Origin of the sequence: Paenibacillus sp. PK4536, from assembly GCF_028594455.2 — a bacterium.
GTDB classification, from domain to species: domain Bacteria; phylum Bacillota; class Bacilli; order Paenibacillales; family Paenibacillaceae; genus Saccharibacillus; species Saccharibacillus nuruki.
In genome coordinates, this window is the sequence record NZ_CP126313.1 from 2,948,253 (window position 1) to 2,960,418 (window position 12,166).

General features: G+C 40.9%; 13 protein-coding genes. 12 read left to right on the plus strand and 1 reads right to left on the minus strand.

All coding sequences use genetic code 11. The annotated features are described in order from the left end of the window. Nucleotides 1-63 precede the first annotated feature (63 nt). The 12 genes from PO903_RS13250 to PO903_RS13305 all read left to right on the plus strand — a co-directional run bounded on the left by PO903_RS13250 (nucleotide 64) and on the right by PO903_RS13305 (nucleotide 11,148). Nucleotides 64-306, plus strand: coding sequence for a ferredoxin (locus tag PO903_RS13250; protein ID WP_069327812.1), 243 nt, complete (start codon nucleotides 64-66; stop codon nucleotides 304-306). Nucleotides 307-545: 239 nt separating this feature from the next. Further along, on the plus strand, nucleotides 546-1,958 hold the full coding sequence (locus PO903_RS13255) for a L,D-transpeptidase (RefSeq protein WP_273593643.1): 1,413 nt from the start codon (nucleotides 546-548) through the stop codon (nucleotides 1,956-1,958). Between the two features lie 214 nt (nucleotides 1,959-2,172). Beyond that, the gene (locus PO903_RS13260; protein ID WP_273593644.1) at nucleotides 2,173-3,267 is read left to right on the plus strand and encodes a quinone-dependent dihydroorotate dehydrogenase; all 1,095 of its coding nucleotides are present in this window, start codon (nucleotides 2,173-2,175) and stop codon (nucleotides 3,265-3,267) included. Nucleotides 3,268-3,319: 52 nt separating this feature from the next. Beyond that, nucleotides 3,320-4,144, plus strand: a complete 825-nt coding sequence (yjbM, locus tag PO903_RS13265; protein ID WP_069327814.1) for a GTP diphosphokinase — start codon at nucleotides 3,320-3,322, stop codon at nucleotides 4,142-4,144. Next, nucleotides 4,128-4,607, plus strand: coding sequence for a DUF309 domain-containing protein (locus PO903_RS13270; RefSeq protein ID WP_069327815.1), 480 nt, complete (start codon nucleotides 4,128-4,130; stop codon nucleotides 4,605-4,607). The genes yjbM and PO903_RS13270 overlap by 17 nt, the downstream gene beginning before the upstream one ends. A gap of 369 nt (nucleotides 4,608-4,976) precedes the next feature. Continuing rightward, nucleotides 4,977-6,632, plus strand: a complete 1,656-nt coding sequence (locus PO903_RS13275) for an RsmF rRNA methyltransferase first C-terminal domain-containing protein (protein WP_273593645.1) — start codon at nucleotides 4,977-4,979, stop codon at nucleotides 6,630-6,632. Next, nucleotides 6,623-7,393 carry a pseudouridine synthase gene (locus tag PO903_RS13280; protein WP_285097159.1) on the plus strand — a complete coding sequence of 257 codons (771 nt, stop codon included), beginning with the start codon at nucleotides 6,623-6,625 and terminating at the stop codon, nucleotides 7,391-7,393. The genes PO903_RS13275 and PO903_RS13280 overlap by 10 nt, the downstream gene beginning before the upstream one ends. Nucleotides 7,394-7,412: 19 nt before the next feature. Next, nucleotides 7,413-8,225: a Cof-type HAD-IIB family hydrolase gene (locus PO903_RS13285; RefSeq protein ID WP_273593647.1), complete on the plus strand. Its 813-nt coding sequence runs from the start codon at nucleotides 7,413-7,415 to the stop codon at nucleotides 8,223-8,225. Nucleotides 8,226-8,328: 103 nt separating this feature from the next. Beyond that, nucleotides 8,329-9,507, plus strand: a complete 1,179-nt coding sequence (locus PO903_RS13290; RefSeq protein WP_273593648.1) for a glycosyltransferase family 4 protein — start codon at nucleotides 8,329-8,331, stop codon at nucleotides 9,505-9,507. 81 nt (nucleotides 9,508-9,588) lie between these two features. Next, nucleotides 9,589-10,158, plus strand: coding sequence for a xanthine phosphoribosyltransferase (locus PO903_RS13295; RefSeq protein WP_069327820.1), 570 nt, complete (start codon nucleotides 9,589-9,591; stop codon nucleotides 10,156-10,158). A gap of 273 nt (nucleotides 10,159-10,431) precedes the next feature. Further along, complete coding sequence (locus PO903_RS13300; protein ID WP_069327821.1) at nucleotides 10,432-10,761, plus strand: hypothetical protein; 330 nt, start codon at nucleotides 10,432-10,434, stop codon at nucleotides 10,759-10,761. A gap of 135 nt (nucleotides 10,762-10,896) precedes the next feature. Beyond that, nucleotides 10,897-11,148 (plus strand): hypothetical protein, encoded by a 252-nt coding sequence (locus PO903_RS13305; RefSeq protein ID WP_069327822.1) that lies wholly within the window; start codon nucleotides 10,897-10,899, stop codon nucleotides 11,146-11,148. A gap of 222 nt (nucleotides 11,149-11,370) precedes the next feature. Here the strand turns inward: PO903_RS13305 and PO903_RS13310 are convergent, their stop codons facing one another. After that, on the minus strand, nucleotides 11,371-11,868 hold the full coding sequence (locus PO903_RS13310; RefSeq protein WP_273593649.1) for a YhjD family protein: 498 nt from the start codon (nucleotides 11,866-11,868) through the stop codon (nucleotides 11,371-11,373). Nucleotides 11,869-12,166: the final 298 nt, after the last annotated feature.

Consider the following 12,166-nt stretch of genomic DNA (forward strand, 5'->3'; position numbering starts at 1 on the left):
TGTACACTGGTGTCGGTTCTCAAAAAGACAACTGGTAAGTAACGATAGGAGGCATATATAAAGATGGGGAAATATAGTTGGGTTGATAAAGATACATGCATCGCTTGTGGTGCTTGTGGAGCAACAGCTCCAGACGTTTACGATTATGATGATGAAGGTTTGGCAGAAGTGATTTATGATGGTGATGCTAACCGCGGTATAATGGCAATTCCAGACGATATGTACGATGACTTGCAAGATGCTTGCGATGGTTGCCCTACAGATTCAATCAAAATTGCTGATGAGCCTTTCGCTCAATCTGAATAATTTAGATTGTATTTATAATATCATAAATACAGGGTCCGAATAAAAGGCGTTGCAGAGGCACATATGTGTCTCTCAACGCCTTTTATCATCTTTTTAAAGCCCCTTGAAGAAATACACAGATTAGCCGATATAAATAATATTGTAGTACATTTTAAATCTAAAGTAATTATCCCTAAATGGTACATACTATAGAGAAAATATAGAATATTGGAGCGCAGTGTCCATGCTGGAGGTAATGAATGAAAAATCTACTCTATCTAAAGCGATATGTCAAAATGCATCCCAACAACAGAATGGGCTGGTATTTGTTAGGTAAAGAATATGAAGCAGATGGGCAAATGGGTAAAGCTAATTACTGTTACAACAAAGCTGGAGATGTATACGAAGCGTTTGAACATAGCAAAGTCCCTGCTGATATTTTGAAAGATTATGAAGCCAAGCTCATGGAAATGGCTGAAAAAAGAGATCATAAAATACGTCGTTGGCGGCGTAGCTTATTCGCATTATTATTGCTTTTTCTGATTATGTTACGTTCTGTAGACGCTCCTCACGCAACAGATGATCCTCTTGCAGATCACTTGGCTTCTCAACCAACCAAGTTACCTACTCAGGTAGCCTCTCAAAAACAACCGAAAGAAACGTTCAAAGGATACTCTGTGCCGCTTAGCTTTACAGCTGAAGCATCGGGGATTCATAGCAATGCTTCATTATTGGCGGTATCCAAGTATATGCAACAACAATTGTTCCAAACAGCACCTCAAGTAGCCTCAGTACTAGGTATGGAAAAGCAAGATGATTGGTTGATATGGAAAGACAATATGCCTGTATTATATACAATGGCTGCAACCAAGCAACCCGGACAAATCGATCTACAATCGTATGATCCAGAAGCTTGTAAGTGTAAGCCGGGAGAACTGGAACGTTATACTAATGAATCTGCGGCATGGGTACAGCAACAAGAACAATGGATTGTGATGCAGACTGCGATTACGAATTATATTACAGCTAAAGGGAATCTTCCGGCGCAGATCAATCAATTGGATGCTCCTTTTCCCGGTAACTGGTTAGCAGGTAGTTCGGATACGATGAATAGCACATTTACAGCATTGAAAAAATGGCAAAGTCGTCCGGGACAAAGTACAGGTGATAGTGAAAGTACCAGAGGAGACAAAGCTTTCTCCTCTACACTGGGTAATCATCCTTATTTTACAAAGCCACTTGAAGTGATCGTAGACAGAGAAAAGCATCGCTTGGCGATTGTAAGTGGATCGATTATTTTACGCAATTATGAAGTCGGGCTAGGTGGAAGCAAAACGCCTGAAGGAACGTTTAGAGTATCCATTAAAGTGATCAATCCAAATAGTAAATCCAAAGGAGAATTTGGAAGTCGGGGTATGCAGTTATCGGATACAAATTATGCTATTCATGGTACCAATGATCCGGATAGTGTTGGGAAAGATGAATCGCTAGGTTGTGTGCGGATGGATCAAGCCGATGTTGAAGAATTATTCGATATGATTCCGTTAGGTACCAAAGTGACGATTGCGAGTAATGTGTTGCCGGGTGATCCTGCGATACCGACTGTACGTTTCAAGACAAATCGCACTCAAGATCAGACTGATCCTTCCCGTCATTATCATTGGTTGAATTAGGATGGTTCCTTGTAGTCACTGGTTTGATTCATTATAGACCGTTTGAGTTTATGTACACAGTGGACGCTCTTTTCAAATGAGAAGAGCGCTTTTCTTTTGTCACAGAACAGGATAAACTGGTATAGAGAATGAATGTACAGGTTAATATACTATATTCCTTGTACATTCATGCATAAAGGCTTTTTGTAAATGCCAGGAACGGAGTGAATGTGACTTGCTTTATCGCAATGTTTTCAAACCTATGTTATTTCGGATGGACCCGGAAAAAGCACATCATATGGTTATTGGAGGTCTGGGCGCGGGAGTGCGTATACCAGGCACATTAGCTGCTATGAAGTCGATGTATGGGGTGACAAGTACACCAGATATGACGACTGAATTGTTTGGACTTTCATTTCCTAGTCCTGTTGGTCTTGCGGCAGGGTTAGACAAAAATGCTCAGGCTGTTCCAGGATTGTCTGCGTCAGGTTTTGGATTTATGGAAGTCGGAACAGTAACACCCAAAGCACAATCCGGTAATGAATTGCCACGTTTGTTTCGCTTGCCTTCAGATGAAGCGCTGGTGAATCGGATGGGCTTCAATAATGAAGGGGCAGCTGCTATGGCAGGAAGACTGCGTTCATTGTCTTCAAGACCTATTCCTATAGCAGTCAATATCGGTAAAAATAAAGTAACGTCTAATGCAGATGCAGCTAGCGATTATGAAACGTGTATTCGCACATTGTATCGATATGCTGATTTTTTTGTAGTTAATATTAGCTCACCTAACACACCTGATCTGCGAAACTTGCAGCATGGTGATGAATTAAAAGATTTGCTCAGACAAGTGATGGGTGAAATGAAACGACAAGCGAAGCAAAATGGCATGTCCAAATCGGTACTGGTCAAAATTGCACCGGATGTCAACGATAATGAACTTGAACATATGGTGGATACGATTGCTGCAAGTGGTGTAGCAGGTCTAATTGCTAGCAATACTACGCTATCTCGTGATGGATTGACTCATCAGCATGCGAGTGAAGCAGGTGGACTAAGCGGCAGACCACTAACCAAGCGATCCACAGAAATCATTTCTCAAGTGTATCGTCAGACTGAAGGTAAACTGCCAATCATAGGTTGTGGAGGCATTTTCTCAGGACAGGATGCTTATGACAAAATCAGAGCGGGTTCTAGTCTGGTCGAGATTTATACTTCATTTATCTACGAAGGACCGGAAGTGACCCGGAAGATACATATGGATATCCGGGAGCGTATGCAACGTGACGGATTCACACACATTTCCCAGGCAGTGGGAGCAGATCATCATTAATCCAATATACCCTCGACTCAAGGAAGAGGTCATAGACTAAGGAGGCATGAAGATGGACGGAAGAGACTGGGGATTATTCTTGCTTCCCTATGAGCAAGCGGTTGAAGAATTAAAAGTCAAGTTCAAAACAATGCGTTCAGAACTTAAAAAGCGTCAGGAATATGCACCGATTGAATTTGTAACCGGTCGTGTCAAAAAAATATCGAGTATTCTAGATAAAGCCAAACGTCTAGATGTACCGATGGATGAACTTGAAACTGGAATCGAGGATATCGCCGGCATCCGTATCATGTGCCAATTTGTAGAAGATATTCGTTGGGTTGCCCAGTATGTACGTTCTCGCAAAGATTTAACAGTGTTATATGAAAAAGATTATATTACTAACTTCAAAGATAGTGGATACCGTAGCTTCCATATGATTGCTGAATATCCGGTGCAGACCGCTTTCGGACAAAAAATGGTGCTTGCTGAGATTCAGATTCGTACACTTGCGATGAATTTCTGGGCAACGATTGAACACTCTTTGAATTATAAATACCATAACAGTCTACCGGACGATATTCGTAGTCGACTCAAAACAGCGGCAGAAGCGGCGATGGTGCTCGATAACGAAATGTCCAGTATTCGTGAAGATATTTTATCCGCTCAGAAAAGCTTTGAAGATGATTCTAGTATTGTGCATCGGATTCTGACGGATATCCACAAGTTGTACTTCTTCCATCTGATTGTAGAAGCGATTGCTTTCCGCAAGCGGTTTGATGAATTATGGCAAGAACATGATTTTGAAGGGCTCAAAGAATTATCCAGCGATATCAAAGTCATGCTTCGAGCAGAGTCAGTTAAAGTAAGTGGAGAAGAAGATGAAAGCCAATTTTGAGCCGCTGTATGTAGCATATCTGGTCTACTTTAATCGGGATCGCGATTATTTTGAATGTCATGAAGTGCTGGAAGAGTTATGGCTAGAGAAACAGCGAGAACCGGTATATCAGGGATTGCTACAAATTGCAGTTGCACTCTTTCATTTCCGCAATGGAACAGTGAATCATACCTATAATAAAATCGCTGGTGCTGTCAAAATGATGAAAAGCAGTTATAACAAATTACTGCCGTATCAACATCATGCACTCGGCATTAATATGGAAAAACTAATGGCAGATGTGCAATTGTATATTGAGCGACTAGAACATTATCAAGAACAACCTTTTGACTTTTATGACCTCAATATCCAAATTACAGACCCATTATTGCAAAAAGAAGTAGACCAAGCGTATCAGACCATTCAACCGAATCTACCGTTACGCACAGGCTACGAACGAGGTCCCAAATCGAAAGAACTCTAGCGCTTGGAAGTAGAAGCGCGACCCAGTCCAATCAAAAGTGATTTTTGCAAAGCAAAATATCTTACTCTAGCGCTTGGCAGTCAAAGCGCGACCCAAGTCCAATCAAAAGTGATTTTTGCGAAGCAAAATATCTTACTCTAGCGCTTGGCAGTCAAAGCGCGACCCAAGTCCAATCAAAAGTGATTTTTGCGAAGCAAAATATCTTACTTTAAGCGCTTGGAAATATAAGCGTACACACTAAGCTTGCCACTATGGCAAGCTTTTTGGTATGAGTAGCTTTAAACTATGGTAAAATAAAATAACGTTTGTCTGGATTTATGCAGATCAATCGATCTATTATCAACCTCAATTAAAGGAGAACGACCCAATATGGCTTTGCAACTCCCGCCGCTATTCGTGCAGCGGATGCAAGATTTGCTCGGTGATGAATTCCAGTCTTTTATGGATAGCTATCAACAATCACCTCATGCAGGCATACGCATCAATACACTCAAAATCACCGATCAGGATTTTCAACATATAACACCATTCGCATTACGTCCGATTCCGTGGTGTCCTACCGGATATTATGTAGAAGAAGGAACAAGACCGGGTAAGCATCCGTATTATCATGCAGGACTTTACTATATTCAAGAGCCTAGTGCTATGGCTCCTGTGGAAGCGCTAGATGTACAGCCGGGTGATCGGGTACTTGATCTATGTGCCGCTCCTGGAGGCAAGTCTACGCAGATTGCAGCGGCTCTACAAGGACAAGGGATATTAGTGACCAATGATATCAGTGCAGATCGTACCAAAGCCCTTGCTAAAAATATGGAATTATACGGTGTTCGTAATGCCGTCGTTTTGAATGAGACACCCGAGCATATCGCAGAGCAGTTTGCAGGATTTTTCAACAAAATATTAGTCGATGCGCCTTGTTCAGGTGAAGGTATGTTCCGTAAAGATGAAGATATGGCACGCCAGTGGGTCAATCATTCGGTTGAACGCTGTGCAATGATGCAACAAGATATTTTGAATATTGTAGCTAAAATGTTAGCTCCCGGTGGACGAATCGTATATTCGACGTGTACGTTTGCACCTGAGGAAAATGAGCGTAGTATCGCTGTATTTCTAGATCAGTATGCTGAATTTCAAGTGACTCCACTACAAAATGCAGAACATTTTGCACCCGGTCATAGTGATTGGGCGCAGCAAGTAGAACATGAATTACAAGCAGGTACTTCCATGTTGAGTGGGACTGCTCTGGATGTAGACCATAATGAATCTTATCAGCCTGTATCTACAGCATCACTCGAACAGACAGCGCATAGTGCTCGATTATGGCCACATCTAATCGAAGGAGAAGGGCATTATATTTGTGTGCTGGATCATCAAGGAGAAGCGGAACCTGTAGCAAATCATCCTATAATGAATATTAACCCACAGTTTACATTCTCCAAAACATATACGGACAAACCGAAACGTGCCGAAAAACGATCATCTACGAAAGACCAACACGATTGGAAAAGTGATCGCCGTTCAGGTAAAAAAAGCAAAGACTATCGTTCCGATGCAAAAACTCCATCAAGCGATCACAATGAATCATTGTCGATGACAGAAGTGATTCAAGAATTTACAGATCGTGAATTGAATCTAACATGGTCGCAGAACTGGATTCATTTTGGTGGACGTATTTATCAATCACCGATAACAGAACAGCAACTCAAAGGGCTTAAAGTGGTCAGACCGGGTTGGTTTGTCGGTACGATAAAGAATGGACGCTTTACACCGTCTCATGCTCTTGCTACTGCGCTTCAGACCACCGAAGCCAAGCGCTGTATCCAGCTTCAATCAAACACCACTGAAGCTATTTCCTACTTAAAAGGAGAAACATTAACGATCGAAGAACAACGTGTAGAACGTGCTACAGATATTCTACCTAAAGGCTATGTATTAGTCTGTATAGACGGTTATTCAGTAGGATGGGGAAAATGGTTAGAGGGTATGCTCAAAAATGAATATCCAGCAGGATGGAGATGGACATAAAATTTATGAAAACATCAGTTAAAAAGCAACGCGTAGACAAAATATTAGGAAATCTAGGTTACGGTACACGAAGCGAACTCAAACGTGCCGCCAAACAAGGACGCATCAAAGTCAATGATGAAGTTGTCAAAGATAGCGGATTACAGATCGATCCTTATCAAGAAAAGCTAGAATTTGATGGAGAACAAGTGAATTATCGTGAATATATTTATTTGTTGATGAACAAACCGCAAGGAGTAATCTCCGCTACTGAGGATCGTCATGACTCTACGGTGGTGGATTTATTGGATATCGAATATCAGGTATTTGAACCGTTTCCTGTCGGTCGCTTGGATAAAGACACTGAAGGGTTGCTACTGATCACCAACGATGGTCGCTTAGCCCATGAACTGCTATCTCCACGCAAACACGTTCCCAAAACGTATGAAGCTGACGTACTGGGAGAAGTGACCGAAGACGATATCGTTCAATTTAGCAAAGGGGTTACTCTTGAAGATGGTTATGTAACGTTGCCTGCTGAATTACAAATTCTTAATCACACGCCAAGTCCAGAAGGAACCATGTCCCAGATCCGCCTTACCATCTCAGAAGGCAAATTCCATCAAGTAAAACGCATGTTCGAATCTGTAGGCAAAAAAGTAACATTCCTCAAGCGCGTCTCTATGGGCGCTTTACAACTAGATCCGACACTATCAACTGGAAAATATCGTGAACTTACCGCTGAAGAGTTAGTTCAGATTGGACGAGGAACTGAACAATAAATTTAAGGACAGGTGAACAATGACATACCGTTTAATTGCACTCGATATGGATGGAACTCTTTTAAATGATCATCATGAGATTTCACCACAGACCGCACAATCGATCAAGCAAGTAGCCGCTCAAGGCGTGGAGATCGTATTTTGCACAGGTAGAACACCCATTAACTCGATTCCATACATGGAGCAACTCGGATTACACGAAGATGGTTATGTGATTGTCCATAATGGGGCAGCCACTGTTCATGCAGGTACCCGAGAAATCGTGCATCAATTTCCGTTAGCCGCGCAAGGGCTTGATCCCTATATTCAGTACTGTAAGCAACATGATATTCATTTTGATATCAATACAGCATTTGGGTTGTACGTGGATTCAATTGATACATTACAAGCAGATGCAGGTAAAATGTATGATAACTTTCTAATGACACCTCAAGTATTACCACCGTGGAGTGAATTTACAGAGCCTGTGCTCAAGCTAAGTGCTTTTGCTACAATTGATCAATTAGATCAAGCTTATGCAGAATGGATAACATGGAATCCAGAGTTCAATATGTTGCGGAGTGGTGAGTTTTTTATCGACCTCATGCATCCTCAATCTTCCAAAGGGTCTTCGCTACAAGCACTGGCTGAAAGTAAAGGGATTGCCTCTTCGGAAGTGATAGCGATCGGTAATTATTTTAACGACCTTTCGATGATTACGTATGCCGGACTTGGGGTTGCGATGGATAATTCTCCTGCTGAAGTCAAAGCCGCGGCAGATGAGGTTACGTTATCTAACAACGAAGATGGTATTCATCACATTTTGGTCAAGCATGGACTGATATCTGTTTAAATTTTGATTAGCCGCTCTGTATTTTGAGCGGTTTTGTTGTGTTGGTTGACTTCAATACATGGTACAATCAATAATTATCAGCATACAGGAAGGAGGAACAATTTTGAGATTGTTGCAAGCTTTGTTTTTTCCTCCTGAACAGCCAGGGGGCGTATCGTCCATGATCCCTTATTTGCAGGAACGGTTCAGTTCTGCACGCTGGGAAATGGAATTATTTTCTTTGCCCAAACGGATTCGCAATAAAGGAAAAGAAGACGTTGTTTTTGAAACGTTTGATTGGACGATCTATAGTGAAAGTCCTATAGTAACGAAGTATATTCAGACGTATAAAGATTACCGCTGGTGGGCGAAAATGCGATTGAATAAACCGTATGATCTTATCCATTCTCATCATCCATTAGTCGGTATGGTGATGAAAGAAGTATTTCCAGATACGCCGCTGGTACAGACCATTCACTCCAGTTATGAACGTGAACTGATTTTGAATGGTAAAATCGAACGTGGTGGACTGGAAGATCAATTTTTGACATCATTGTACCGAGAACTAGAACATAAAACAGATATTTTGATGACGGTATCTCATTCGTTCCGTCAATACTTAGCGCCTTTTTTAGATCATCCTGAGCACGTCAGAGTGTTACCGAATGGATTCGATGAGAAACGATTCAAGCCGATCGCTCATGAAAATGAAGTGGCTCAGCTTATCACCGTATGTCGCCTTGTCCCTGCGAAAGGTCTAGACACACTACTTGAGGCTTGCGCGCTTCTCAAACAGCGTGGACAAGCGTATGTACTGCATATTATCGGGGATGGTCCAAGTCGTACTGATCTTGAAGACTTAGCGAAAAAGTTAGGTATTTATGAAGAAACGATTTTTTATGGATATACCTTACATCCAGAAGAATTTATGCCTTTCTTTGATATTTTCGTTCTGCCTTCGCGTGCTGAAGCATTTGGTTCCGTGTTTGCTGAAGCAGCCCTTTGTTGGTTAGCATTAGTTGGAACCGATATTGGTGGTATAGCCGAGCAGATTGAAGATGGTGTCAATGGATTATTAGTTCCACCGGAAAATGAAAAGTTGCTTGCAGATGCGCTTGAAAAAGTCATCAATGATCCTTCGTATCGTTATGAATTGGCACGCACAGGCTGGGAAAAAGCCAAAACACAATATTCATTAAGTCACATCGTCAATGAACTCAAAAAGTTATATTTGGAATTTCAACCTGAAAATTCAGTAGAATCCATGTCTCAGTTATCGGTATTACCGAATGAGCCAGAATAGAAAAAAGTAAATCACAGCTTTGATACATGATATGATGACACTAAAGAAGCACCAGAATACCGGTGATGGGGGACGGAGAATATGGAAGAATTAAAACAACGTATTTTGGCAGAAGGATCAGTTATGTCTAACGATGTACTAAAATTAGATGCCATACTGAATCATCAAGTCGATCCGCAACTGATTATGCGTATGGGCAAAGAGTTTGCGGATTTGTACCGGACAGAAGGGGTTACCAAAGTGGTTACCGTTGAATCTTCAGGGATTCCGGTCGCTTTCACAACAGCTTTTGAACTGGGTGTACCGCTTGTGTTTGCACGTCGTAAAAAGACATTGCTTGCTGATCCCGATTCATTGATCGAGCGTGTGCCTTCATTTACCAAAGGGATTGTGACCGATATTATGCTGTCCCGTCAATTTGTGACCGAGCAAGATCGTATTCTATTTATTGATGATATTATCGCAAATGGAGATGCCGCTCGCGGAATGATTCGCATTATTGAACGCTCCGGTGCAACATTACTAGGCGTAGGTATTGTAATCGAGAAATGCTTCCAAAGTGGAGCACAAGCGATTCGTGATCAGAATATTCGTCTGGATTCACTGGTCAAAATCACTTCACTTCAAGATGGACAAATTACATTCGGGTGATCCAAAGTGGTATCATACACGTAGTTACCGTATAGATAGACAATTACAAATAAGTTCTAGTTGAATCAAATTTGTTGCAACAAAGTCTTATATTCGGTAAAGCAGATTCCGATATGTTACAATATAACCCATATTCGTGCTTGGTGATCTAAGCGCAATTGTCACTACATTTACAAATATCTTGAACCTTTTGTTGAAAATGTGAGCAATCTCTTTCCAAATGGGGTATATTTGTCTTATAATAAAGATATGTTATCGAGGGGAGGCAGACCAATGGGGAAAGAACCGATTACTGAAGAGTTCTTCATCAAAAAACTAGCCGATGCAAAAATTCACTTCGAGCGTGCTTTGGATTGTAAGCACACTGAATTTGATGACCTGTATCCCTATATGATTGAACATCCTCAGTTCTTTTGGTATAAACGCTATGTTGCCTGGTCAGAACTGTTGACCATTGTAGGATTGTGTAAAGACCTGGATTTTGCATGGGAGCAAGAATTTTCAGCTCACCAAGTAGAATATGTAGAACAACGTGTGATGTCAGCTAAAGTGCTTGATTTTTGGTTCGAGAAAAACGATACCAAAGAACCTGCACAGCGTTAATCCGCTTTAGGAAAATCCTTTGTCGTTACAGTCAACTAGAATCTACAGACATTTCAACAAATTATCAGACCTAAATGGGATTTCATTTAGGTCTTTTTTTGTACAGATAAATATAATCGATAAGAGGGTGAATTGATGATTACAGATGATGAATTAGATGCATACCGTGTATCCGGTGAGAAAGTCCGTGTCGTGCGTGATGATATTCGAGAAAATGATATTCGTGGCATCGTTGTAGCATGGGATGATGAGCAGGTACTGATTCGCCGTCCTAACCGTAACGTTGTTAAATTAAGTCGTAGCTATATCTATCAGCCTTCCAAAGAAGAACGCCGGAGTCCGCTAGATGAAATGGACGATACTACTCAGCCAGCATCTGAGGAATAAAGCATCATCCAAATAAAAGCAGTCAAAGAGTTATATAAAGTCACACAAAAAAGCATCTATGAACATCTGCCGACAAGACAGAGATCATAGATGCTTTTATTATATAAAAGCCATTCAAGGAGTTGAATGAAAATGCAGACTAGCGAAATGTGTGGTTTCACTAAAATCAATGGATATGGAATCTAGACGGTATTTAGATAGTAACCCCTAGAATAACTGTAATTAACCAAGTGTACCTGTACGATAAGGACGATAACCTGAATAACGAGAAGGTTCCCGTAGCTTCGTGTTATTAGACACTGTTGCAGGATGTGGAGAACCTTGATCTTCATAAGACGAAGGTGTATGAGTAGCTGGAACAGGAGACAATCCCAGATAAGCACGCATCCGTTCATTCGCTTCTTGATGAAATTCAGTTATTCCTAACTGAAATACGCCATGATGACCACTACAAAGAATCTGAGCTTCAATATGAGTAGGAGATTGATTAATCTCATATAATCGTAAATTATGACTACGCAGATCACGACGAACTTCTGACAACAATAGATTAGTGCGGTCAATACCGCTACGAATCACTTCCATATATAATCCGGCAGACGGCAATTGATCACTTTCCTCTAACGACTTTGCATCACGATCAAATTTCTTTTGAATATAAACAAGCAGCAGATAGCTTTTTACCAGAGATCGCTCTTCTTCAGATAAAAATACAGCCATTCATATCACCACCTAGTATAAGAACTTATGTTCTTATTATATGGTATAACTTGTAAAGATGCAATACTTTGTTCGTAAAAAAGGCGAACAAAATAAAATAATATTCGCTGTTAGCAGAATTTCATATTTTTGGAATACTCTATTTGACAATAATCACCTATATTCTATAATCAACATCATTATCTACTTTGAAAAGCCGAAAGCTAACCTTCTTAGTGTTCATAAAGGTCAGTTTTGGTGAAATTAGAAGAAGAGACTATTGATCCGCCATTGCCGATTCCTAATAACTAAGATGAAT